The organism is Polyangiaceae bacterium (assembly GCA_016715885.1).
Taxonomy (GTDB): domain Bacteria; phylum Myxococcota_A; class Polyangia; order Polyangiales; family Polyangiaceae; genus Polyangium.
Genome location: JADJXL010000015.1, coordinates 958,531 through 983,084 on the forward strand (window position 1 = coordinate 958,531; position 24,554 = coordinate 983,084).

Here is a 24,554-nt window from a genome sequence, read left to right on the forward strand (position 1 = left end):
GCGCCGCCGGTCGCCAGCATGCGCCTGAAAGCGACCTGCCCACCACATGCCCAAGCTTCATTGTTCGATCCTCAAGCTTCTGGGCAAACGAATAATGAATTCAGTGAACTCGCCCGTTCGAGTGTCCAATGAAAGGCTGCCGCGGTGCCCCTCGACGATGATGTCGTGGCTCAGCGACAAACCGAGCCCGGTTCCTTCCCCCGGCGGCTTGGTCGTGAAAAACGGCATGAAAATCTTGTCCACGGCGTCGGGACGAATGCCGGTGCCATTGTCCCTGAGTCGGATCTCCACGTGATCGGCTTCGCCCGTCGTGGATACTCGTAGCTCGGGTTGGTAATCATTCCCGAGCGCTCGCTTTTTCTGTGCCACCGCATAACAGGCGTTTTCGACGATGCTGAGCACCACGCGGCCAACGTCCCCGGCCACGGCATCGACGAGCCCCACGTTCGGATCGTAGCTCGTAATGACGTCCAACTTGAAGCTCGGGTCTCGGTTTTGCGCGCCTTGAACCGAATAAGCCACGTTTTCGGCGACCACTGCATTCATGTCCGTCGGACCGCGCTCGCCCACGGTGTTGCGCGAGTGCTGGAGCATGCTGGAAATGATACGATTGGCACGTTTGCCGTGATTTTCGATTTTTTCGACGTTTTGCTTCAAAAGATCGAATGCTTCGGTAATCGTTTCGAGCGCTTCGTCGTCAATCACTCCACGTTGCTGTTCGAATTCGCCGCTCAGCTCGTCGACGAGCTGTACGCTGAGTCCGGCGAAGTTGTTGACGAAGTTGAGCGGATTTTTCAGCTCGTGAGCAATTCCAGCGGTGAGTGATCCGAGGGATGCGAGTTTTTCTTTCGTGACCAATTCTTTTTGCGTGGCGCGCAATTCTTCGTTTTTCTCGCGCAGCTCGCGCGTGCGTTCCTCCACTTTTTGCTCGAGGGTTGCATATAGCTTTGCATTGTGGATGGATAAAGCAGCTTGGCCTGAAAGCAGTCGCAAAACTTCCAATCGATCGGCTGTGAAAGCACCTTCGGTGAGGTTGTTTTCGAGATAAATCACGCCCGTGATTTGCCCTTGATTGGCGATTGGCGCGCACAAGATCGACTTGGGGGCCACGTTCATGACATACGGGTCTCTGGTGAAATGCCCCGATACCGTGGCGTTCGACAGCACGATGGTTTCCCCCGTACGCGCGACGTAATTGACGATCGCGGCCGACATCCGAGACTCGTTTTCGGCCAGGGTCATTCCCCCAATGAGTTTTTCCGGCTGATCCGGCGCGCATTCTGCTTCGATGACGAGTCGCCCGTCACGCATGAGCAGGAAAAACCCTCGGCGTGCCCCCGCGTTCTCCAGCATGATCTTGAGCAAGGATTGCACCAAACGATCGAGCACGATTTCGCTCGAAATCGCTTGCGATGCTTTCATCACCGATGTCAGCTCGAGAACTTCGTTCGTTCCCGTAGGGGTTTGTGAGCTGCTCGTTTCGGTTTTTCCGAGGTCGCGAAGAAGCGCCCTGCTGCCGAGTTTTTCGGGGTATTGGCGTTCGAGCGACGCCACCTTTGCCGTCGCGCCCCAGCGCAAATACGCGTAATGAGCATCGACCAAATACGCTTCACTCGCTCGGGTCCACCCCCACGATCGACATGCTTCGGAAGTTCGTTCGCAAGCCAAGGCCTCGTCGTAAAGGTAATTCGCTTGTGCCGCGTTTCGAATGGCACTTTCGTAAAGCTCCATGGCTTCCGCCGGTCGTCCCGCCGTTCGAGCTCCTTCGGCTTCGACGAGCTGCCATTTGTGCAAGAAATTCATTGGCGCATTACGCGCCCATCCTGCCATTTCGGCCTGATTTCGCGCCACTTTTGAAAGCGCCGCTGCGCGTTCGGCTTCTGGCAGATTTCGAGCATGCGCGAGGAGCGAAAGCGATTGGAATTCATTTTGGAGAATCAACATCGGGTGGCCCATCAACCCGTGCCGATTTGCCTCCGCTTGTTCGGCGAATGTCACCGCCTGCGCATACTGCCCGAACATGTACGCGAGCATCGATTTGCACGTGTAGAGCACGCACAGGGACGAGAAGTTCTTCGCTTGAACCAGCGCGGGCGTCGAGATGTCTTCGTCGAATGCGCTGCCTGAAAGCTTCGAGGGGTCGTCGTACGAAACCGATAGATTCAGTACCGTTTGCTGCGGAATGCTGGCGAAGAGCCGCAACATGTCGTGCTTGAGGCGTGTCAGAAATTCGACGTGCTGCGTTTGTTTCTTGAGGACATCGTCGAGTGGCAGCGAGGCAATGAGCGGAGACGTGCAGGAATTGGATGCACAGTGCCCGGCAAACTGCAATTCCGCCGTATCGATGCCCGCCGCGAGCCCCTCGCGAAGCAGCAGCAGCGTATCACGTACATGTACCTTCCACGGCTTGATGAGCACCGCCAAGAGCAGATACACGTTCGATTTCGATTGCCGTGCATTGAGTCGTTCGAGCACCGTGGCGGCGAGCTCACCCCATGCAAGAGCGGCATTGGCGTCGGCAAGAACGCCTGCATGAAGCACTCCGTACGTGGCGTATGCAATCGGCGCAAAGCGCGAGTTACCGCGAAGGACGCATTGATGCAGGTGCTCGCAAGCGACCAATAGAAAGAGAATTGGATTCGCGGTCTTCGCCGGAGCGGCCAGCAAGACGAGGATGCGCTGGATCGCCAAATCCGATTCCGCCTTCGTTTCGGGCAGAAGTGCAAGATCCGCGACGGGTCGGTTGCCAAGCACCGCACGATTGCGTTCGAGCGCTGCGTCGAAATCTTCCCGCGTCGGGCTTCCGGGCAATTGAACGCCGAGCAGCTCGAGTGCGTCGAGACCATCTCGAATGACGTCCTCGAATTTGTTGCGCGAAAGATTGAACAACATTCGCATTTCGAGCACGTTCACTTTTTCGAGCGTCGTGCGCGAATGCGTCATGGCCACATCGGCGAGCTGCTGAGCTGCCTCCATGTGCGCATTCAAGTATTCGGTCTCGGCACCATCCGTGTAGATTTCGATGGCCAGCGAATGGTCCTTGTCGAAAGCATTCTCTGGCAATATCTGCACGCTCGTCATCGAATAGCGGAGCGCTGGTTCGAACGCGGCGGCCGACTTGGCCTTACGCGACGCCCGGAGCGCGAGCCGCGCGACTCGATAACGTTCCTCGCGTGATGATATGCCACCGATGCCGAGCATGTATTGGTTCACGATATCGAAAATATGCTCGTCGAGCGTCGGTTCGGGAGAGCTCGACAAGAAAAACCTGGCAAGCTCGAGGTGTACGTCCGCCCGGTCCTTTTCGGGCAAGAGCGAATATGCGGCGTGCCGAACCCGATCGTGCAAAAAGCGAAACGCGCTGCCCGTGAACGTATCAGCGAGATCGTCGGTCGTTTGGGTCAGGGGCGAGAGCGTTCGATCGAACGGAACCAAGAGCCCTTCGTCGATGGCTTGCTGCAAAGCGGTGGCTGCTTCCGTTGGCGGGCAACGCAAAATGACCGATAGCGGTCGAATGTCGAAGCGATTGCCAATGCACGCTGCGAGCTCGAGGGCCTTTTGGGCCCGCGGGGCAAGTTTCTGAATTTTGCCCACCATGAGCTCCACGATGTCGCGCGTGAGGCCAAAGGCTCGAATGTTTTCGACCTCCCAACGATAAGCGCCCGAATCCGCATCGAATTCGATGAGCCTGTCGTTCACGAGCGTCGACAAGAGTTGTCCCAGGAAAAATGGATTGCCCTCGGTCTTTTGAAATAACAGCGTTGCGAGCGGCGCGGCTCGCTCCGTACCGCAATGCAGAGCATCGTCGATCAATTGCACGATGTGGGGGACCGATAGTGGTGTGAGCGAGATCGACGTCAGCGGCGTTCCAGTGGATCGCACTGCTTCGAGCATATCCATGAGCGGATGCGCGGTCGATATTTCGTTGTCGCGATACGCACCAATGACGCACAAATGCCGCACTTCAGGATTGGCGAGCAGCTTTTGCATGAGATTGAGCGATGCGAGGTCCGCCCATTGGAGGTCATCGAGATACAGAACCAACGGATGCTCTCGCGCCGCAAAGGCTCGCACGAAGTTTTGAAACGCAAAATGGAACCGGTTCAAAGCTTCGGTGGGTGCAAGCGTCACGGCGGGTGGCTGCTTGCCCACGACCAACTCTAGATTCGGAATGAGCTCGGCAATGACGGGGGCATTGTTCCCGAGAGCAGCAGTGAGTTTGTCGCGCCAGCGGTCGAGCTCGTTCTGATTTTCTGCCAAAATCTGACGAATGATTTCCTGAAACGCATCAATCAACGACGCATAGGGAATGTTGCGACGCAATTGTTCGAACCGACCTGTCGCAAAGTAGCCGCGCGCGGAGACCAGGGGTGCACACGTCTCGCTGACGAGCGACGTCTTTCCTATGCCAGAATATCCAGAAATGAGCACGATTTCTGTCGTGCCGGCTGCGACTCGCTCGAAAACCGTTCTGAGCTGAGTTGCGGCCGCCTCCCGACCATAGAGTTTTTGCGGCAATTGAAATTGACTCGAAATATCGTGTTTTCCAGCAAAAAACCCTTCGAACGTCCCGGCTCCCCCGAGCTCGGCGCGAATGGCCTCCAAATCGAGCGCAACTCCGCGCCCCGATTGGTGACGTTTGTCCGGCGTCTTCGCGAGCAGCTTGTGGATGACGTCCGACAGCGCTTTCGGTACGTCCGGACGACGTTCGTGCAGCGGCATCGGTTCGAGTGCGATGTGCGCGTGCATGAGCGCAAGAGTATCGTCGAAGCGGAATGGCGTGCTCCCGGCGAGCAATTCGTACAGCGTGACGCCCAGCGAATAAAGGTCGCCTCGATAATCGAGCGCTTGATTCATGCGCCCCGTTTGCTCGGGCGACATATACAAAAGCGTCCCCTCGAATACCCCCGATCTGCGTGACAATGTCGCGTCACGCAATGGCGTACGTGCAATGCCGAAATCAATGATTTTGACCTGTCCCGTCCGGGGATTTCGTACGATATTCGCCGGATTGATGTCCTTGTGGATCACTCGCTGCTGATGCACCTGCCCGAGCGTGCGGGCAACACGGCTCCCAATGTCGAGCACTTCCTCGATCGTCGGTCGTTGCGCCGCATAGAGCTGTTTCAGTGAAACCCCACCGAAATCTTCCATCACGAGCGCGAGGCGACTCCTAAAACGAGCAAGCGCGTAAGGCCGAATCACTCCGTCGATGTGCAGTGATGCGAGCGTTTCGTACTCACGTTCGAGCCTTTCGAGCTCCCAAGGCGGCGGATGCTCGTTTTGAGGAATCTTCAGGATACATGCGGCCTTGTCCGATAAGCGAACCGCGCGATACACGATCGTCCGCCCGCTCTGGTGCACGCGCTCGCCCAGACTGTATTCGGTAAGGACGTTTTCCATCGTGGACCATTCTACTCCGCGCTGCGACGAGAATGCACGTCAAATGTCAGGATCGAGGAAAGACGAGCACAAAGGACCCGGGAGCGGGGCGAAACAGCGTCGTCTTCGACGGGTGCGCATCTTTGTTGAAGTGCCGCACCCAAGGAAGCGCGTTCCAAGCGTCGTTGTCTTTGATGTATTCCGGGACGACCAAGTCCACTTCGACGTAACGTCCCTTCGTCTTTTGCGATAAGTCGGGCCCGAACGTCCATTTCTCGCGACCTTCTCGCGCCACGATATCGTTATGAATGGCGCCCCCATAGGTGAGAACCATCTTTTCCGTTCCCGCGTCCGCCTGCTGCGTCAAAAGCGCCGTCACTTTTTCGTTCATGAGCCGGGCGATCATTTCGAGCATCACGATGACCGCGTCCTCTTTGGCATTGAGGATTTTGTCGTAGTCCGCGCATGGAGCACGCAAAATATGCGGTTTGATCCCGCGCGCGTGTGCCGCGTCCCCGAGCGCGACGTATTCATTCTGATTCGTTTTCGCTTGACCCTGCGTGACCGGCTTCTGTTTTTCCGCGACCGCAGCCTCTTTTTTCTTCCCGCATTGGCCCTCGGCGACCCATATCTCCAGCACGATATCACTGGCCACCGTGTCCCGCTTCGCGTCGACGAGCATCGGGAGAAAGGTTTCCGTGAATCGTTTGGTGCTCGAAACGACCCCTTCCGCCCCCTTCGGCGCGTGCGATTCCCCAATGCCAATCACAAGCGGCTTTTCCGCCAGTATCGATGCAAAAGCATCCGCGGGCGTGTCGAAAAGCGTGCATCCCATTTCGCCACAGGATGAGGGCGCAGATCCCGCGGCGGGCGCCGCGCGTGCCGATGCCGACGGCGCCGCCGAAACAGCCGAAACAGCCATCATCGGGGCTGGCGTCACCACTTTGTCTTCTTTGCATGCGGAAACGAGCAGGAGCGAGAGCAGCAAAAGCGAGGAACGCACGAGTTTGAAAAGTGGCAAATGGTTTGTCATGGATAATCGTGCTCGAATGTCGAGAATTGTATTCTACCAGCAGCACGCGCGAATGCTATGTCGGTCCCACGATTCGCTCGAGCTGCGCTCGATGTATCTTCGTGAGCCGGTCGAGATCCACGCGTGGTTTCAACATGCGAATCGCCGATCGTGTTGCCGCATCGACGTCCGCACCGAGTCGCGTTGCTTCGAGATGCAGCTCGAGCGCGCGGCGAAACCCATCACGCGCCTTCCAAACATCGCTTCGAAGCTCGTCGATCTCCGCCTGATGCTGGATGAACATCGCGTACGCCGACACCTTCTCGCGCGTCCCCAAGAGGATCGCTGCTCCCGATGATTCACGTCGGCCAAGGCTGTCCCACATCGGCCCGAACAGCACGATTGCACCGTCACGCAGCAGCTTGGTTGCTTCATCGAGCTTGCCTGCTCGTCGGAGACCAACGATGCGACCAAACAGCTCGCCAAGCTGCTGTATCGTGCGGAAGGTCGAGTCGCGTGATTGGAAGGACATCGAATGAGTTCCCGGAGCTCGTCCGGTCGCCGCCGCAGCATATCAGCGCTCGCGCCGGTGGGCGAAATGTCGTCGAGAGATTGTTTGGGGCGCTCGTCCACCACAATGCGGTGGGTTGTGTCATGCTCGCCCTCGAAAACGCCCCCTCTTGCCAACGACGATTCGCATGCTCCACACGATCCGTTACGGCCGACACTACGACGACTTCGTTCCCGGTGCCGTGTATGAACACCCCTGGGAAGTCACGATCGACGAAGGAATGCTCGCCTTCTTCGCCGCGTCCTTCCAAGACGCGATTCCCACCCACGCGAGCAAGCGTGTTGCGACGAACCTCGGTTTTCCGGACAGACCCGTCCACCCTCTCGTCCTGCTCAATCTGGGTTTGTCCTTCAGCGTGCATGACGTGAGCGAACAAGCCATCGCGCACCTCGCGTACCTCTCCGTCCGCTTTCCCAACGCTTGTTTTCCAGGGGATTCCGTCAGCGCTCGCTCGCGCGTCATTGGCATGCGCCCCGTCTCGACCGGCGAAAAAGGTGTCGTGCACGTTCGCACCGAAGTGCGCAACCAACGCGGCGACATCGTCTGTTCGTTTGAGCGCAAAGTACTTGTTCGTGCCCTGCGTTCCGTCGATCCTTCGAGCCAAGCAGCGCCACCCGTCGTCGCCGAGTACGACGTGTCCAATGACGAGCTTGCTCGCGCACCGGCGCACCTGCTCCGAAACTTGCCCTCACACCCAGCACTCGGATCCTTTCCGACGTACTGGGAAGACTTTTCCGTGGGAGACGTCTACGCGCACGAGGTTGGTCGAACCGTGAGCGAAGCCGAGCACATGCAGTTGTCGACACTCTGCCGCAACTCGCATCCCCTGCATTTCGACGAGCGATACTGCCAGAAACACTCGTTCGCCAAGACGCGCGTCGTCTTCGGAGGCCTGGTGCTCGCTTGGGTCTTGGCTCTGACGAGCCGCGATACGGCGGGCAATGCCATCTGGGATTTCGGCCTCGACGATGGCGCGCATCCGAGCGGTGTTCTTGCGGGCGATACGCTCTATGCCGCCAGCTCGGTGCTCGCGAAAGAAGATCGAGGGCCGCACGCGGGCCTCGTCACGCTGCGCATCGTGGGCCTGAAAAACACGCCCGCTCGCGTGCTGCTCGAACGCGGCGATGATCTGTTCACGCCGGAGCTTGGCAAGTCGTCGGGGCGTGTTCTCGAAAAGGCCGTGGAAATCACGCGCACGCTTCTCGTGCGCAAACGCGCAGAGCGCGCATGATAGCCGCGAGAAGGGTGGTGCGGACATGTTCAAAATCAAAGGAATCGATCACGTCGCCGTTGCCGTCGACAACATCGACCACGCGCTCGAAAAGTGGCGACAGGTCTTCGGCATCGAGGGCACGGATCGCGAAATCGTTGCTTCTCAAAAGACCGAAGTCATCCTCTTGCCGGTCGGATCGAGCAACGTCGAGCTGATCGAGCCGAAGGGCAATGAAGGACTCGCAAAGTTTTTGGAAAAACGCGGGCCTGGGTTGCATCACGTTGCGGTTGAAGTCGAAGGGATCGAGGCTGTGCTCGCCCTGCTCGACTCGCTCAACGTTCCCCTCATCGACAAGACGCCGCGCGTGGGGGCTCGTGGCCACAAGGTCGCGTTCGTTCACCCACGAGCGACCGGCGGAGTGCTCGTCGAGCTCGTGGAACCAGCGCACGCGCCCGCGGCCGAATGATTCGCGGTTTGTACTAGCGTCGTGTTCACCCTCTAGGATGGATCGTTCACGAATCATCCATGCGTTCGAGCACCGCTTCGATCGTTTTTGAGTCGTACCTTGCGGTGTCGAGCTCGAGGCGCTTCGCTCCCATGCGCTCCACGGTCTCTTCGATCGTTTTTGCGTCGTACTTTGCGGTGTCGAGCTCCAGCTTGCCCTGTGTCGCGTTCGGCTCACCGGCCAAGTAAAGGCCGCTCGGATTCGCTCCACTCACGACGCGCTTCAGCAGATGCACGGCCTCGGCTGAATCCTTCACGACGCCGAGCTTCGCTCCTGCATCACGAGCGAGCGCTTCGAACCCGTGTGGATCGAAGTCGTAGAGGTACGCGTCGACGAGCAGCACGACAGGCTTGAGTTGCGCCGTGTCTTCTCGAAGTTTGGTCATCGTCGTCAGGCGCGCTTCAGCACCGCTCGGCTCGAGCACTTCGGAGGCTCGTTCGACCGCCTCGCGCCTCAAGCCGACGATGAGCACCGTTTTCGTGGGAGCTGGGTGATTGGGACGCTCTGCGCTCATGCACTCACCGCTGAAATCATCGTGATCGACGGTACGGGCGCGAAAGATCTTCGCGTTGTCGCGAGCGTCCGAGGGCTTCCTTGAAAGGATATCAAAGTCCCGCGTGAAGCGGGCCTTTTGTTCGCGCGACGTGCCCGTGGCGTGTCGAATTTTCGGCCAATCGTGTTACACCCGAAAGCCAAGATGTCGACGCATTCATCCGGTCCTCGCATGGTTCGTGCTGCTCGTGGGACGACTCTTTCGTGCAAAGGGTGGCTTCAAGAAGCAGCGCTGCGAATGCTTCAGAACAACCTCGATCCCGACGTTGCGGAACGCCCCGAAGATCTCGTCGTCTACGGTGGTACGGGAAAGGCCGCGCGTTCGTGGGAAGCGTTCGACGTCATCGTGCGTGAGCTGCAAGAGCTCGAGGACGACCAGACGTTGCTCGTGCAATCCGGCAAGGCGGTAGGTCGCGTGCGCACGCATCCGGATGCGCCGCGGGTATTGATTGCCAATTCGAATCTCGTGGGACGTTTTGCCACCTGGGACGACTTCCGCCGGCTCGAACAGCTCGGGCTCATCATGTATGGGCAGATGACGGCGGGTTCGTGGATTTACATCGGCACGCAAGGGATTTTGCAGGGCACGTACGAAACGTTTGTCGCGGCACGCAATGCTCACGCGACGCGCACGGGACGCGCGGGCTCGCGTTGGGTGCTGACGGCGGGACTTGGTGGCATGGGCGGTGCGCAACCGCTTGCGGCGACGATGGCGGGCATGTCGTGCTTGGCGGTCGAAATTGATCCGACGCGCATCGAGCGAAGGCTTGCGACGCGTTACGTCGATCGGCGTATCGACAATCTCGACGAAGCGCTTGCGGCCATCGAAGCGTCGGTTGAAAAGGGAGCACCGATATCGATTGCGCTTTGCGGGAATGCGGCGGACATTTTCCCCGAGCTCGTACGGCGGGGCGTCGTGCCGGACCTCGTGACCGAGCAGACGGCGGCGCACGATCCGCTCAAGGGTTACATTCCGCAGGGTTTGTCGCTGGAACAGGCGGCTGCGCTTCGCGGCAAAAATGCGAAAGAATATGTTTCACGTGCCAAACAATCGATGCGCGTCGAGGTCGAGGCGATGCTCGAAATGGCGCAATGCGGTGCCGAGGTATTCGATTACGGCAACAACATTCGCACGTGTGCAATGGAAGCCGGATGCGAGCGAGCTTTCGACATTCCAGGGTTCGTCCCAGCATATATTCGAGAATTGTTTTGCCAGGGTAAGGGCCCGTTCCGATGGGTCGCTCTATCGGGGGATCCGGCGGATATTTTGGAGACGGATCGAGCCGTTCTCGAAGCAGTTCCGAACGATCCGGACCTTGCGCGCTGGATTCGACTCGCCCAAGAGCGTGTGGCATTTCAAGGATTGCCCTCACGCATTTGTTGGCTCGGGTTGGGCGATCGGGCCAAGGTGGGCGTTGCCTTCAACGAGCTCGTGAGGACCGGCAAAGTCAAGGCGCCGATCGTCATTGGTCGCGATCACCTCGATTGTGGGTCCGTGGCATCGCCATTTCGCGAAACGGAAGCGATGAAGGATGGGTCGGATGCAATTGCGGACTGGGCCATATTGAATGCGCTTGCGAATACGGCGGGTGGCGCTTCGTGGGTGAGTTTTCACCATGGAGGTGGCGTGGGCATTGGCAATTCGCTGCACGCGGGCATGGTCATCGTCGCTGATGGAACGGATGCGGCGGCGAAGAGGCTCGAGCGAGTGCTCACGATCGACCCGACGATGGGCGTCATTCGGCATGCGGATGCGGGGTATGAAACGGCGATCCGCGTGGCCGAGGAGAAGGGCGTGCACGTGCCGCACAGGGCGTGAGCGCGAGCTGTCGAAGGGCGGTTTGTCGAGGCAACCTAGTTGGTGTCGTCGAAGACGTCTGCGAGCGTTTGTGCGAAGATCACGCGTTCGATCCACTGCTCGAACAGACGTGTGTCAGCAGCTTCGATGCGCGCGATGATCGAAGGTGGTACCTCACCGAAACGAATGCGGAGCTGACGTAACAGCGCGTTGCGTTCGCCTTCCTTGCGCCCTTCCTTGCGCCCTTCCTTGCGCCCTTCGTCGCGCCCCTCTTGTCGCAGTTTGTCTTTGTAGTCCTCGAACCACGCTCGGATCTCTGCACTCATGGGATGCCTCAGTTCGCGTCGTCGAAGACGTTGGCGAGCGTCGGTGCACAGATGACGCGCTCGCCCCACTTCTCGAGCAGCCGCGTATCGGCAGCTTCGACGCGCGCGATGATCGAAGGTGGCACCTCGCCGAAACGAATGCGGAGCTGGCGCAAGAGCATACTGCGTTCGCCTTCCTTGTGCCCTTCCTTGTGTCCTTCCTTGTGCCCTTCGTCGCGCCCTTCTTGTCGCAGTTTGTCTTTGTAGTCCTCGAACCACGCTCGGATCTCTGCACTCATGGGTCCCTCGTCGTTCGCAACCGACAGTTCGACGTCGATGCGGAAGTGTATCAGAAGCGGCATGACGATGTTGTGCTCCCAGGCGTCTTTCGGGAGCGCCTTCAAGTCGGCGAGCGCCAAAGTGAGCACTCGGCCGCGGCCCATCAAGCGAAACAGCAGCGTTTCACGCGTGCGAGGCAGCTCGGCCGTGACGACGACGTACGTACACAACCCCTGCACGAGCTCGTACACGCCCGGACGAACCAAGCTTCCGCCGTACACGGACAGCACCGTCTCCGGTCGACCGGGACCAACCACGACGAGCCTCGGAAACGCCACGATTTCTGGCAATTGCGCGGAAGTTGCTTCCGCTTCTTCTTCCGTCTTCGAGGCGACCCGCGCTCGCCGTTCCAGCTCGTGGTGCCACATCAATTGCTTGGACAAACAGCGCCGCATGCGGGCGAGACACGGCGTCAGACTGAACGCCTCGAACATGCTCGGCTCGCAGGACAGTTCTCCCAGTAGCCCAAGCTGCCTTCGTTCATTCTCGCGCGTGGGGTCGGGCGTTGCGTACACATCGATTTTCTGTGTCGCCGCGAGCACCTCGACTTCGGTCTCCGGCAATTTGCACACAAGGCTCAGCGCATCACGCAAGAGGTTTTTCGTGTATTGATCGAGCCGGTTGTGCATGAGTGCGTCATGGTACAATCCTGTTTGTCATTGGTAAACATTTCTTCTTCTCGCACTCGGTAAAGACAAACGTCGCCGACTCACGCGAGAGCAAGCGGTCATGCATTTAATTTGAGCACATACTAACCATCCACGAGCCCATCTGTTCTGCACTGGGCGCGTGACGCGCGATGCACAGCTCGCCCCGGTTGTCAATCCATTTGTAACGCTTGCGTGTTGCGCTTGTTTTGCCCTAGAGCGATCTCGGTCCGCCTTCGGTTTCAAGGTCACCATCTCGAGAGGCTCCATCACCAAATCCGCCCGCGTTTGTTGCGTACCCTCGTTCGCGTCGGCTTTGGTCTTGACTTGATCGGCGAAGCACCGGAAATCCTCTCGCCGCCGAGCGCTGCATGCGAGCGGCATGCACAGCACGAGGCGCCTTTTTGGTGGCCTTTCCACGCGGCAAACGAGGCGATTTCACATGAGCGAGACGGACACGAACGGAGAAGCCAACGTCACCCCGCTGCTCCCTTCGCGCATCCTCGCCGGCAAACGGTTGGTGGTCGTCGGTGGCACCGGCTTTCTCGGCAAGGTCTGGGTATCGATGCTCCTGCATCGCTTTCCCAACATCGGCCACTTGTACTTGCTCGTCAGGCCCAAGGCCGGACAAACCGCCGAAGAACGTTTCTGGGCGCAAATCGCATCGTCTCCCTGCTTCGATCCGGTACGCGAAGCGCATCCCGGCGCCGAGTTCGAGAAGTGGATCGCCGAAAAGATCACGGCCTGCGCAGGCGACATCGTCATGCCCGAGTGCGGTCTCGACAAAGACCTTCTCGCGCGCATCGACGGCACCATCGACGCGGTCGTCAACGTCGCCGGCGTCGTCGACTTCAACCCACCGCTCGACGAAGCGCTCGAGGTCAACGCGTTCGGCGTGACGAACCTCGTTTCACTTGCCAAACGCTTGGGTGCGCCCGTCATGCACACGAGCACGTGCTATGTTGCAGGCTATCGCGAGGGGCTCATCGAAGAAGTCGATCCGCGTGAAGTGCCATTTCCGCGTGCCCAGGGGGAAACGTGGTTCGGTGCGGGCATCGAAAAGCGCACGCTCGATCGTTCGCATTGGGATCCGCAGCGCGAAATCGACGAATGCCTCGACCTCATCAAGCAGGCACGCCATCGCGGTGGAGACGCATTCCGCCAAAGCGCGTTTCTCGACGAAGCCAAGGCCAACCTTCAGGCGCGACAGGAACCATGTCGCGGCAAAGCGCTCGAAGACGAGCTTGCCAAGGTAAAACGCCGCTTCATCGAACGGCAACTCATCGAAGCGGGCACCGAGCGCGCGCACTTCTGGGGCTGGACCAACATCTACACGTACACGAAAAGCATCGGCGAACAGGTGCTCGCAGCGAGCGGCGTACCTTTTACGATCGTAAGGCCCGCCGTCATCGAATCGTCGAGCATGTATCCGGTGCCGGGATGGAACGAGGGCGTCAATACGAGCGCCCCATTCATTTACATGGCCATTTCGGGTCAAGTGCAATTACCCGGCGATCCCCGCGTGCACCTCGACATCATTCCTTGCGATATGGTCACGAGCGGCATGATCGCGTCGCTTTGCGAATTGCTCGAGGGTAAAGCCGCACCCGTATACCAATACGGCACGACCGACACGAATGCGTGCAAGATGAATCGTTATTACGAGCTCATCAGTCTCTACAAGCGCCAGCTCGTGCGGGACGGCAAGAAGAGCGCGCTTCTCGATCACGTCAAAGCGCACTTCGACACCATCGGTTTGACCAAAAAGCAATATCAGTCGCGCGGCGCGCACGCTATCGCGAACGCAATGCGTACGGCCAGCGGCGTCCTCGGGAAAGTGGCCGCAGGACCCGTGAGACCCTTGCTGAAACCCGTCTCCGAAGCGCTCGAAAGCGCCGCGCGTAACGAAGACAAGCTCGGCGACGTGATTGATCTCTTCTTGCCATTTACGGCCGAAGCAGACTGGGTGTTTTCGTGTGCGAACACGCGTGCCGCCATTGCACGCATGCCCCCCGAGGAACGTGAAAAGTTTTTCTGGGAACCCGAAAAGCTCGATTGGCGCAAATGGATGTGGGAAATTCACATTCCGGGCCTCGAAAAGTGGGTTTTTCCGCTCATCGACGAAAAACAACGCAAAGAGCTCAAGGCCCTGCGCAAATACGACACGCTCATCGATATCATCGACGAGGCTGCCGAGCGGCATGATCACGCCGTGGCATTGCAACTGCTCACGGACGAGGGGCTTACGCGCACGACGTACCGCGAGCTCCGCGATGGAATGCTGGAAACGGCAGCTCGCCTTGCGGCCATTGGGGTTCGTCCCGGCGATAAAGTCATTCTTTCCGGCGACAATCAACCAGCATGGCCCGTTGCTTACTTCGGCATTCTGCGCGCTGGTGCCATTGCAGTTCCCATCGATCCGGCGCTCGAGGCTCGTCAAATTGGTAACATCGTGCGCTCGTCGGGCGCGAAAGTGGCGCTTTGGGATGCTACGGTCGAAGCAAAGGGTGGACGCGGGGCGCGGGCACTGCATCCGGAATTGACGGTGTACGACCTTGCGACATTTGCCGACCCCGATGCGCCTGCGTCGCTCACGGCGCCGGACCTCCAAATCAATGGCAGCGACATTGCGAGCATCATTTATACGAGCGGCACGACGGGTGATCCGAAAGGCGTCATGTTGTCGCACGATAACTTCACGGCTCTCGTCGCAGCGCTCGGTCCCATTTTCCCGCTCGCGCAGCACGATCGAGCGCTGAGTGTGTTGCCGCTGCATCACACCTTCGAATTCACGTGCGGCATGCTCTTGCCGCTCTCACGCGGGACGCGAATCATTTACGTCGGGGAATTGAGCGGCGAGCGAGTATCCAAGGGATTGCAGCAGGGCCGCATTACCGCCATGGTGGGTGTTCCCGCCCTTTGGCAATTGCTCGAACGGCGCATCGTCGCGCGTGTAAAGGAGCAAGGACCAGCCGCAGCAGCCGTTTTCGATTGGGGCCTCGAGCTCAACCGAATGCTCGGTGACAAGGCCGGCATGAACCTCGGCCGTATGTTCTTCGGCTCGGTGCACGATGCGCTCGGTGGCAACGTGCGTTATCTCATTTCTGGCGGGGCTGCGCTGCCGAAGGATACGGCCAACGTATTCCGGGGCCTCGGTTTGCCGCTCAGTGAAGGATATGGTTTGACGGAAGCGGCGCCGGTGCTCACGGTTGCGAAAGCGTCGCCCAAGTTGCGTCCCGGCACCGTGGGCAAACCCATTCCGAACGTCGAAATCAAAATTGCCAATCCGGATGCGAATGGTGTCGGCGAAATTCACGCTCGCGGCCCGAACGTAATGCTCGGATATGCCGGCAATGAAGAAGCCACCGCGGCCACGATCGACGCCGATGGTTGGCTTCACACGGGCGACCTCGGAAAATTCGACAAGCGCGGGCAACTCGTCATCGTCGGTCGCAAAAAAGACGTCATTGTTACGACCAGCGGCGAAAACGTGTATCCGGACGACGTCGAGAATATGCTTGGAGGCACGCCGCATGTCCGCGAATTGGCGATCGTGGGCATCGACGATGGACAAGGCGGCGAGCGAGTTGCCTGTCTCGCCGTACCCGAGCGCGATGAATCGGAAGGGTCGGACGACACGGACAAGAAGCCGTCGCCATCGCGCGCCGAGCGTCACGAGCGGGCAATGAAAGCATTGCGTGATGCATTTCAATCTTTGCCGAAAGCCGCGCAACCGTCGGTCGTGCACCTGTGGGATCACGACTTGCCGCGCACGGCGACGCGCAAGGTCAAGCGAAACGAAGTCAAAACCGTTCTCGCGCGATTGGCGAATGCATCGGCGACCCCGGCGGCGTCCGGTGCGACAGGCAGCGGTAATGCGTCCGTACGTCATGCGATTGCGACGATTGCGAACAAGAAGGCCGCCGAGCTATCTCCGACGATGAATTTGCGCGCGGACCTGCGTTTCGATTCGCTCATGGCAATGGAGCTCGCCGCGGCGCTCGAAGCGCAGGTAGGCCGAGCGCTCGACACGGACAAACTCGGTCGATGCGATACCGTGGCGGACGTCGAGGCGCTCGTCGTGGAGCTCGGCGGGCAAGCAGCGCACGAGATCCAGGGGGCGGAGCCGGCCGAAAACGAGGAGGAATCGATCAAGATTCCGAAGCCCATCGCAGACCTCGTCAAGGGCTTCATGGGCAAGGCGCAAGAGGGATTTTATGACCGCGTCATGCGGCCGAAGGTGACGGGCAGGGCCTTCATTCCGCACAATCGTAATACAATTGTCGCGTCGAACCACGCAAGCCACCTCGACATGGGGTTTGTCAAGTATGCCCTGGGCCCGTACGGCTCGGATCTCGTCTCTCTTGCTGCGCAGGATTATTTCTTCGAATCTGGCAAGTGGCGTCGAGCATATTTCGAGAATTTGACGAATCTTGCGCCGTTCGATCGCAAAGGAGGACTGCGCCAGGCTCTCCGTCAAGCAGGAGACTTGCTCGATCGCGGATCGACGATTCTCATTTTCCCCGAGGGAACTCGCAGCACCGATGGGCAAATCCACGAATTCGGTGCAGCCATTGGGCATTTGGCGCTGCATCACGAGGTCGACATATTGCCGATTTGGCTGGGCGGCACGTACGAAGCATTGCCGAAGGGGAATGCCGTATTGAAAAGGCGCGACATCGTGGCGCGAATTGGTCCGCCGCTCGAAGTTGGCGAATTGCGGCGTCTGACGGCGGGCATGAAAACAGCGGTTGCGTCGCGCAAAGTCGCAGAGCTCGCGAGGCAAGCGGTCGTTTTGCTGAAGGAGGGCAAAGTTCTCGACATTCGCAATTTGAATCAGATCGAGGATGCGTTGCCCAAGCAGGAACACCCGCTCGTGGTGCTTTTCCGGGAGCTCGAAACCAAGTTCGTCCCAGGTCGCGTAACTTCGCCGGTGACGTATTACTTCACGCTTGGGAACGAAAACGAGGCGAAGTGGACGCTTCGCGTAGAATCCGCGAAATGCGAAGCGCGCATGGGCAAACCCGAGGGTGCGGGCCAGGCCGATTGCGTCCTGAAGACCTCGCCCGATATCTTCATGAAAATCGTTCGCGAGGCGTACACACCGAGTCCAATGGAGTTCATGTCGGGACAAGTCAAGTCGAACGACATCTCTCTGCTACAAACCTTCCAAAAGGTATTTGATCTGGCATGAGCCGCTACCTCGTCACCGGTGCCACGGGTTTTCTGGGTCGTCACCTGATCGACGTTTTGCTCGCGAGTGGCCATGACGTCGTTGCGCTCTGCCGCAAGCAGCCTACGGACTTACCGAAGGCCGTTTCCGTCGAGCTGGGGGACGTTTTATCAGCCGATGCCGTGCGTAAAGCGGTGATTGGTTGTGAAGGCGTTTTTCATTGCGCCGGACGAGTTTCCCGAAAACCCGAAGATGCCGATGCGCTTTTTCGAGTGCACGTCGATGGCACCAAAGTAGTGCTCGATGCGGCGCGCACAGCAGGCGCAAAGCGATTCGTTTTGGCAAGCACGAGCGGCACGGTTGCCGTCAGTACGGAACCGAAAATCATCGACGAGATGGCGCCGGTGCCCCAGGGCATTCTCGTACGCTGGCCGTATTATCGGTCGAAGCTGTATGCCGAACGCGCTGCGCTCGAGCAAAATGGCAAAGGCATCGAAGTCGTTTCGATCAATCCATCGCTGCTTCTTGGACCAGGTGACGTCATGGGCTCGTCCACGGGCGATGTCGTCAAATTCATCGAGCAGCGCGTGCCAATGGTTCCTGCGGGCGGTTTGTCCTTCGTCGATGCGCGTGATGCCGCGATCACGATGGCGGCCGCGATGACCAAGGGACGTCCCGGCGAGCGTTATTTGCTTGGCGCGAAAAACCTGACGTTCGATGTTTTCTTTGGAATGCTCGCTCGAGTCTCCGGTGTCGATGCTCCCACGATGAAAGCGCCCAAGAGTTTGCTGCTCGCGCAGGCAGGTGCGGAAATCATGGATCGGGTTGCTCGGAAGCTGAAAACGGAAAGCCCGCTCGACCGAGTGAGCGCCGAAATGGCGCAACATTATTGGTACCTCGATGCGAGCAAAGCCGTGCGAGAGATCGATTTCTCGCCGCGCGACGCGATTGAAACGTTGAGCGACACCGTGGCAGACCTCCGAGCGCGAGGGGTCGTGTGGCCGACGCCGTAAACGCTCGGTCGTTTTGCCGCTGGCGAGATGCCGCTCGGGCTGTTACGTTTGTCCTGCCTCTCGAGCCATGAGCCAAAAGCAGCTTCTCGATGACAAGGGCCGACCGCTGGATTGCATTTCGCTTTCCAGCATGTCGATCGATTGCATCGTCGGCGTGTACCGGCACGAGCGCGAGGAACCTCAACCGCTGCTCATCGAGCTGTTCCTGTACCTGGATACGCGACCGGCGACGGCGGACGCAGGCATCGAAGGTACCGTGGATTATGCGCGCATCGCCGGCGAGGTGTACTTTCTTTTGCAAAGCTGCCGCTTCCGGATGCTCGAGCATGCCGCCAATGCGCTTGCGCGATACCTGCTCGCGCCGCCCACACGGGATACGCATCGCGCGCAAGTACAAGCAGTCACGGTGCGTCTAGAAAAACCACGCGCATTGCCAGGACAAGCCATCCCGGCGCTCGAAGTGACGCGCCGGGCATCCGAGATGCATTATCGCGTAGAGGAAAAACCGTTTGGCTGGGTGGATGTGATTCACGAGGGGCCAATCGTTCGCGTCCCAGGAATGGATGCGGATCGACCCAATTTGAGCATTTGTCGCATTCGGCTGAAGTCTGGGGCAAGCATTCCGACGCACGTGCATCGAATCGTGTCGGAGCACGAAATGATATTGGGTGGAGGTTTGTTGCTCCAAGGGCGGCCCGTTCCGCGAGGAACCGCCTTTCATTGGCCGCATGAATTTCCGCGCCGCTACGACAATCCGACGGACACCGTCCAAACGCTCCTGCGAGTGAATTCCCCGGCGCCGCTTCCGACCGATACGGCGGAGGTGTCCGAGCCTGCCGAGGGGCTTGTGACGATTGCGGGTCGGTCGTATTACCCTGAAGCGGATCGCGGCGAAAAGGCTTGATAGGGAAAGACGAACCTAGCAGAAATGTCCGCCCGCTTGTGATAACCTAGCCCTCGTGCCTCTGCCTGTCTTCGAAGTTGCTTGTGTCGTCGTCGTGCTACTCACGCTGGCCTTCATGGCACGTCATCGGCCAATGCCCGATTTGCTCACGGATTATGGCGCATTGGCGGTTGCCGGATGGATGGGTGAAGAAACCTGCGTCGTTATATACGACTTTTATCATTATGCGACCCATTGGCATTTGCGGCTTGATCGCGTGCCGATACTCGTGCCGCTCATCTGGCCGCTCGTCATTTTATCGGCGCGCGATGTCGCAGCATCGGTTTGGCCTTCCATTACGCGGCTGCGACCGCTCGTCGTATTCGCCATCGTTGCATTCGACGCGTCGCTCGTGGAAGTCATTGCCGTGCGTGCAGGATTCTGGTCATGGGCCGAGCAAGGGCATCTTGGGGTGCCGATCATTGGAATCCTCGGCTGGGGTTATTTTGCAATCGGGGCAGATCTTGCACTTTCGGGCCGGTTCACGTTCGGAGAAAAAGCGCGTCTCGAGCGCGCCATTGCCACGATTATCGCAGCGCCGCTCATGGCGCACGCAATCATTCAATTGACCTGGTGGGGCTTTTTTCGATGGGCGCAGAGAAAGCCTCTCGGCGATGCGTCTCTGTGGGGGCTCGTCGTCATAGGTGCCGGCGTCCTCGCCCTGGTCATTCTCGCAAAACGCCGCGGCGGGGCCATTCCCATGTCCGTGGCGTTGCCGCGCATGGTTGCAGCGAGTCTCTTTTTTGCACTGCTCGTTTCGACGGCTCCCACGGATGTTCCACTATGGATTCATACCGCGGTCGTGGCGATACCGTACTTTGCGGCAACCGATATCTCGACGAGAAAGCCGGCCCTTGCGAATTGATTCACAAATAAATATTCGCCGGCATTCCTGCCCAGAGCCATATGGCGGTACCCACGAGGTAAAGGACGAGCTGTGCCGTGCCAAGGTGCGTGAGCACGATGCAATCGTGTGAAGTCAATCCGCGCCGATAACGCGGGCGATAAAATATAAATTGTGTGAATGGTGCAACGAGCATCAGTCCTTCGCGGACGCCCAGCGCTCCCGAGCCAATGCCGATAACGAGCATCGTCGCGGATCCCCATAACAAAAAATCGATGATTTGGCGGGCTCGTTCGGGACCGTGAACGACCGGATAGGTTGGTATTCCCTCCTGCTTGTCCCCTTCGAGATCACGCAAATCGTAAAGAATTTCGTACGTCAATTCGAATGGCACGAAAAAGAGCGCAAGAAAAACAATCCCGCTCCAAGGCATGATTCGAGCATCGGCGTTCGTCACGAGCGGATAAACAAAGCACGTCAAGACGAACAGCACCGACGAACCGAAGTTTTTGAGAAAGTAAATTCCCTTGAAACGAGACAAACCCTTCGGCGTTGGTACGATGTTGTAATTGTAACCCAACCCGATGAGCTGCACGGCAATTCGATAAGGCGTGAGCGCCGGCCAAACGAGGTGCGTTGCAATGAACGAGCCGCCCATGAGCAGGGCAGCGCTCATCGTGAGCAAACGCTTTTGCCGGGCGACTCGTTCGGTGCCACGAATTCCGTTCTTCAAGTCTTCGTCGATATCAGTAATGCGGTTCATCAGGTTGATGAGGAACCAGTCGAGGCCCACCACGAGCGCAAGGAGCGGCAGATAGCGGCCCGTCATGAGCCATCCGAAGACGACGCATGCGGTCATCGCCACGAGCATGATGTGGTATCGCGCAATGGCGAGCGCATCCGCGAATGCGGAGAAGGTCGGCGATGCCGGTGGCTGAATCGTTTGAGTCACTTCTTTCCTATCTGCCATTCCAAGAATGCATACGTGTCGGCAAGCTCTTCGGCGCGCTGTTTTTTCGTGGTGCCTATGCCATGGCCGCTGCCGAAATCGACCCGCAAGAGCACCGGTTTGTCGCTCGACGTGGATGCTTGCAATCGTGCCGCCATTTTTGCCATTTGCCAAGGAGAAACACGCGGGTCCGTAATTCCCGTCGTGAGCAATACGGCAGGATACGCTTTGCCTTTCACGACGGCATGGTATGCGTCGATGTTCCAGAGCATATCAAAACCTTCTTTCGTCGCGACCGTGCCGAATTCGCTCGTATTGAATGGCCCGATGGGGATTTGCTCGAAACGTAGCGCATTGACCATACCCACGCGCATGACGGCAGCGCCGAACAAATCCGGACGACGCACCACGGCACCACCAATCAAAATGCCCCCCGCGCTCGTGCCTTGACCCGCCAAATGAGCTGGCGAGGTGTATTTTTCCTGCACGAGGTATTCGGCACAAGCAATGAAATCGAGGACCGTATTGATTTTCGTAGCGAGCTTTCCGCCACGATGCCAATCCTCGCCGTATTCCCCACCTCCACGAGCATGACAGACGGCCATGATGTGACCTCTTTCGAGCCACGCGAAGTCCGTGGGTTCGAAATAGGGGCCATATACGTTACCGTACGAAGCATACCCATTCAAGTACGTGGGGTTTGTCCCGTCCCGTGACAAATCCCTTCGATGAATGATCGATAGCGGCACCGTCGTTCCGTCGGCGCTTTTCGCCTTTACCTCCGTCGCCACGATGCTTTCGAAAACCACCGGCGACGGAGGAATGATGTTCGTCGGGTCGGCTTTTTTCTTTGCAGGATCAAAAGCCACGAGTTTGGGGGAAGCCGTCCACGCTTCGATGCGCACGAGCGCACCGGGGATATTTTCGTTCGTCGACAATCCAGCCACGGTTCCCGCAAGACCTGTTTCGACAGGTTCGGGTTTGTTCGTGTCGAATGGTACGCGATAAAGTTTTCCAATACCCGCCTCGAGCTTCCTTACGTATAGCGCTTCCTTGGCCAGCCCCGTGCCTTTGATGATGGCTTCGCTTTCGGCAATGATCGTTTCGGCTTTCGCCAAATCAGGCTTGCCCAGATCGATGCGGAGTAGCTTCGAGCGTGGAGCATTTTTATGGGTGATGAGATAGAGGTGATTGCCCTTCGCATCGAAATCCGTAACTTCATCGCGAGGATCGAAGACTTTTTTCCAGGGTGTTTTCGCCCCAGCGAGCGATTTCTTTGGCGCCACGTAAAGCGTCATGTCCGGCTGCACCCCGTGGTAGAGCGTGGCGAACGCATAAGGGCTGCCTTCGTAAACACCTACATTGGGAAACGCTTCGTCACCGACATCGATACCCGCAACGACGCCGTGACCGAAAAGCGCCACGTCTTTTTCGGGATCGGTCCCGAGCACGTGATGATACACGCGCGCTTTCGTGAATCTTTCGGTCGCTGGCGCATCCGCCGGGAGTTTCCGATCGCGCTTGTAAAAGAACGACTTTTCGTCGAGCCACGATGGGCCTGCGTAGCGAGCACGATCGATGACGTCCGGTAAAACCTTGCCCGTTTTTGTTTCAATGACGTGCAAGACGGCCATTTCCGAGCCGCTCTGGGAAATCCCGAATGCAACGAGCGAGCCGCTTGGCGACGGAACCCAATAATCAATCGCCACGGTCTTGCCATCCGTGACGAATTTCGTCGGATCGATGAGCATCCGCTTGGGCGCATCGAGGTTCGTTCGCACATAAACCGCGTAGATGTCCTGCCCCGGTTCGGCTTCGAGCGAGAAAACCATGCCGCCGCGTCGCACGACCCCGCGAACTCGAGCTGCAGCATTGTCGAGCGCCGTGATTCGATCGAACCAAGCATTGCGCGTTCCAAGCTCGTCGATGGCACTGCGTGCAAAGTCGGCCTGCCCCTTCATCCAGGTGGTATATTCATCGGAATCGGTTTCCATCCACCGATAGGGATCGAAAACCTCCTTGCCGAAATACACGTCTCGAACATCGCGCACGGGGGCCACTGGTGGCCCTTTCTTGACCGGTACGGCCACCATGTCCGACGTGATCGGGGCGCGCTCCGCCGGGCGAGGCGCCGGCGCCGATACCAGTGCTGGCGCTGGCGAGCTACATCCGGCAACGAGAATGGCAGCGAACAGAAGTCGAGCTTGGCGACGCATGTTCGCGTTATACGCGCGCTCGCAGCGCTCGTCCATCGATACTTGCGCATTGGGGACGAATGCTGCCGCGGCGCATCGTTCACATGCGCGGCACGAACTCGAGAAGGGAATGGTAGATGCCCAGGTTGTCGTGTGCGGATTGCAGCTCGAAACCAGCGCTTTGGGCAATGGCCAAGATGTCCTCGAATCGGTACATGCGACTATTGCCATTGGCGATGGCCGTGAAGTAAGGCGACGTATTGATGAGGCAATAGGCTGCCGCATCGAATCGCTGGCGATCCCAAAAGGTGTCCAAGATCCAAAGACGCCCACCAGCACCCAAGGCCCGCGCCGCTCGCGTGAGAATGGACTTCACCTGCTCTTCGGAAAAACACACGAGGAATTGGCTCATCCACACGGCATCGAATCCGCCCGGAAATTCAGCGTTCGGATCGAGCACGTCGGTGGGGCAGGGCGTTGCGCGAGATTCCAAGCCTTTCGAGCGAAGATTCGCCATTGCCATTTCGATTTGCCCCGGCAGGTCCACGAGCGAAACCCGAATGTCGGGGGAGTGCGCCAGACACCGCATGGCCCATTTGCCCGTATTGCAACCAATGTCTAGCAAATTGCGCGGGTCTTGCTCGAAAACAATGCGGCTCGCTGCGGGGAATGCAGCATCTGAATAAAAATGGTCGAACCTGAGCCACGCGGTTTTGACAGGCTCCGGCAAGTGTGCAAGCGCTTCGTACACCGTGCTCCATTGCCCGAATACGCGCAATCCCGAAGGTTTGCCTTGCTCGAGTGATTCTTCGAGCGCATGCATGCCCAAAAAACACATTTCATGCACGAAGTCCATGTTGATTGCCGTCATGTCGTCGCGCCGAATGAACGCACCGAGCGGCGTAATGACGAATCGATCCTGCTCGTACTTGAACAAATCCGCGGAGAGACCGCATTCGAGCAAGATGGTCGCCGCATATACCGACAAACCTGACTTTTGGGCTGCTTCGGCTGCAGTCATACCCACGGTGCCGCAATCCTCGACCATGTCCAGCAAGCCAGTCTTCAGCAAGAGGCGCGTGGCTTGAAATACGATGGGTGAAAAGGCAATTT

16 protein-coding genes are annotated in these 24,554 nt (G+C 58.5%); 7 read left to right on the plus strand and 9 right to left on the minus strand.

From position 1 onward, the window contains the following. Positions 1–57 precede the first annotated feature (57 nt). The 3 genes from IPM54_17435 to IPM54_17445 form a co-directional block, all read right to left on the minus strand. A complete protein-coding gene (locus tag IPM54_17435) occupies positions 58–5,403 on the minus strand; it encodes an AAA family ATPase (GenBank protein ID MBK9261575.1) in 5,346 nt (1,781 codons plus the stop codon). Positions 5,404–5,449: 46 nt separating this feature from the next. Continuing rightward, complete coding sequence (locus IPM54_17440; GenBank protein ID MBK9261576.1) at positions 5,450–6,217, minus strand: hypothetical protein; 768 nt, start codon at positions 6,215–6,217, stop codon at positions 5,450–5,452. Between the two features lie 253 nt (positions 6,218–6,470). Beyond that, complete coding sequence (locus IPM54_17445) at positions 6,471–6,926, minus strand: hypothetical protein (protein MBK9261577.1); 456 nt, start codon at positions 6,924–6,926, stop codon at positions 6,471–6,473. Positions 6,927–7,086: 160 nt separating this feature from the next. On the opposite strand from IPM54_17445, the gene IPM54_17450 reads away from it, so the two are divergent. Both IPM54_17450 and mce read left to right on the plus strand, forming a co-directional pair. Beyond that, the gene (locus IPM54_17450) at positions 7,087–8,196 is read left to right on the plus strand and encodes a MaoC family dehydratase (protein ID MBK9261578.1); all 1,110 of its coding nucleotides are present in this window, start codon (positions 7,087–7,089) and stop codon (positions 8,194–8,196) included. Positions 8,197–8,221: 25 nt separating this feature from the next. Continuing rightward, positions 8,222–8,644 carry a methylmalonyl-CoA epimerase gene (gene mce, locus IPM54_17455; GenBank protein MBK9261579.1) on the plus strand — a complete coding sequence of 141 codons (423 nt, stop codon included), beginning with the start codon at positions 8,222–8,224 and terminating at the stop codon, positions 8,642–8,644. Positions 8,645–8,690: 46 nt separating this feature from the next. Here mce and IPM54_17460 read toward each other — a convergent pair whose 3' ends face one another. Beyond that, positions 8,691–9,197 carry a hypothetical protein gene (locus tag IPM54_17460; protein MBK9261580.1) on the minus strand — a complete coding sequence of 169 codons (507 nt, stop codon included), beginning with the start codon at positions 9,195–9,197 and terminating at the stop codon, positions 8,691–8,693. A gap of 183 nt (positions 9,198–9,380) precedes the next feature. On the opposite strand from IPM54_17460, the gene hutU reads away from it, so the two are divergent. Beyond that, positions 9,381–11,054, plus strand: a complete 1,674-nt coding sequence (gene hutU / locus IPM54_17465) for a urocanate hydratase (GenBank protein ID MBK9261581.1) — start codon at positions 9,381–9,383, stop codon at positions 11,052–11,054. 35 nt (positions 11,055–11,089) lie between these two features. Here hutU and IPM54_17470 read toward each other — a convergent pair whose 3' ends face one another. Both IPM54_17470 and IPM54_17475 read right to left on the minus strand, forming a co-directional pair. Next, the gene (locus tag IPM54_17470) at positions 11,090–11,359 is read right to left on the minus strand and encodes a DUF4351 domain-containing protein (protein MBK9261582.1); all 270 of its coding nucleotides are present in this window, start codon (positions 11,357–11,359) and stop codon (positions 11,090–11,092) included. A gap of 8 nt (positions 11,360–11,367) precedes the next feature. After that, positions 11,368–12,306, minus strand: a complete 939-nt coding sequence (locus IPM54_17475) for a DUF4351 domain-containing protein (GenBank protein ID MBK9261583.1) — start codon at positions 12,304–12,306, stop codon at positions 11,368–11,370. Positions 12,307–12,766: 460 nt separating this feature from the next. Between IPM54_17475 and IPM54_17480 the strand changes: the two genes are divergently transcribed. The 4 genes from IPM54_17480 to IPM54_17495 all read left to right on the plus strand — a co-directional run bounded on the left by IPM54_17480 (position 12,767) and on the right by IPM54_17495 (position 20,318). Next, positions 12,767–17,518, plus strand: a complete 4,752-nt coding sequence (locus IPM54_17480; GenBank protein MBK9261584.1) for an AMP-binding protein — start codon at positions 12,767–12,769, stop codon at positions 17,516–17,518. After that, complete coding sequence (locus IPM54_17485) at positions 17,515–18,510, plus strand: NAD-dependent epimerase/dehydratase family protein (GenBank protein ID MBK9261585.1); 996 nt, start codon at positions 17,515–17,517, stop codon at positions 18,508–18,510. Before IPM54_17480 ends, IPM54_17485 begins: the two co-directional genes overlap by 4 nt. A 67-nt stretch (positions 18,511–18,577) precedes the next feature. Further along, positions 18,578–19,414: a dihydroneopterin aldolase gene (locus IPM54_17490; protein MBK9261586.1), complete on the plus strand. Its 837-nt coding sequence runs from the start codon at positions 18,578–18,580 to the stop codon at positions 19,412–19,414. A gap of 55 nt (positions 19,415–19,469) precedes the next feature. Then, positions 19,470–20,318 (plus strand): hypothetical protein, encoded by an 849-nt coding sequence (locus IPM54_17495; protein ID MBK9261587.1) that lies wholly within the window; start codon positions 19,470–19,472, stop codon positions 20,316–20,318. 1 nt (position 20,319) lies between these two features. On the opposite strand, the gene IPM54_17500 is transcribed toward IPM54_17495, so the two are convergent. The 3 genes from IPM54_17500 to IPM54_17510 all read right to left on the minus strand — a co-directional run bounded on the left by IPM54_17500 (position 20,320) and on the right by IPM54_17510 (position 24,489). After that, entirely contained in the window at positions 20,320–21,249 is a 930-nt protein-coding gene (locus IPM54_17500) for a UbiA family prenyltransferase (protein ID MBK9261588.1), read from the minus strand. Continuing rightward, positions 21,246–23,462, minus strand: coding sequence for a prolyl oligopeptidase family serine peptidase (locus IPM54_17505; GenBank protein ID MBK9261589.1), 2,217 nt, complete (start codon positions 23,460–23,462; stop codon positions 21,246–21,248). The genes IPM54_17500 and IPM54_17505 overlap by 4 nt, the downstream gene beginning before the upstream one ends. A gap of 79 nt (positions 23,463–23,541) precedes the next feature. Further along, positions 23,542–24,489, minus strand: a complete 948-nt coding sequence (locus tag IPM54_17510; protein ID MBK9261590.1) for a class I SAM-dependent methyltransferase — start codon at positions 24,487–24,489, stop codon at positions 23,542–23,544. Positions 24,490–24,554 lie beyond the last annotated feature (65 nt).

Excerpts from the sequence above, each read along its gene's own strand:
- IPM54_17480 (MBK9261584.1), top strand. The coding sequence starts at position 12,767 with ATGAGCGAGACGGACACGAACGGAGAAGCCAACGTCACCCCGCTGCTC.
- mce (MBK9261579.1), top strand. The coding sequence starts at position 8,222 with ATGTTCAAAATCAAAGGAATCGATCACGTCGCCGTTGCCGTCGACAAC.
- IPM54_17435 (MBK9261575.1), bottom strand. The coding sequence starts at position 5,403 with ATGGAAAACGTCCTTACCGAATACAGTCTGGGCGAGCGCGTGCACCAG.
- IPM54_17475 (MBK9261583.1), bottom strand. The coding sequence starts at position 12,306 with ATGCACAACCGGCTCGATCAATACACGAAAAACCTCTTGCGTGATGCG.
- hutU (MBK9261581.1), top strand. The coding sequence starts at position 9,381 with ATGTCGACGCATTCATCCGGTCCTCGCATGGTTCGTGCTGCTCGTGGG.
- IPM54_17505 (MBK9261589.1), bottom strand. The coding sequence starts at position 23,462 with ATGCGTCGCCAAGCTCGACTTCTGTTCGCTGCCATTCTCGTTGCCGGA.
- IPM54_17485 (MBK9261585.1), top strand. The coding sequence starts at position 17,515 with ATGAGCCGCTACCTCGTCACCGGTGCCACGGGTTTTCTGGGTCGTCAC.
- IPM54_17470 (MBK9261582.1), bottom strand. The coding sequence starts at position 11,359 with ATGAGTGCAGAGATCCGAGCGTGGTTCGAGGACTACAAAGACAAACTG.
- IPM54_17440 (MBK9261576.1), bottom strand. The coding sequence starts at position 6,217 with ATGGGATGCACGCTTTTCGACACGCCCGCGGATGCTTTTGCATCGATA.
- IPM54_17460 (MBK9261580.1), bottom strand. The coding sequence starts at position 9,197 with ATGAGCGCAGAGCGTCCCAATCACCCAGCTCCCACGAAAACGGTGCTC.
- IPM54_17445 (MBK9261577.1), bottom strand. The coding sequence starts at position 6,926 with ATGTCCTTCCAATCACGCGACTCGACCTTCCGCACGATACAGCAGCTT.
- IPM54_17490 (MBK9261586.1), top strand. The coding sequence starts at position 18,578 with ATGAGCCAAAAGCAGCTTCTCGATGACAAGGGCCGACCGCTGGATTGC.
- IPM54_17510 (MBK9261590.1), bottom strand. The coding sequence starts at position 24,489 with ATGGTCGAGGATTGCGGCACCGTGGGTATGACTGCAGCCGAAGCAGCC.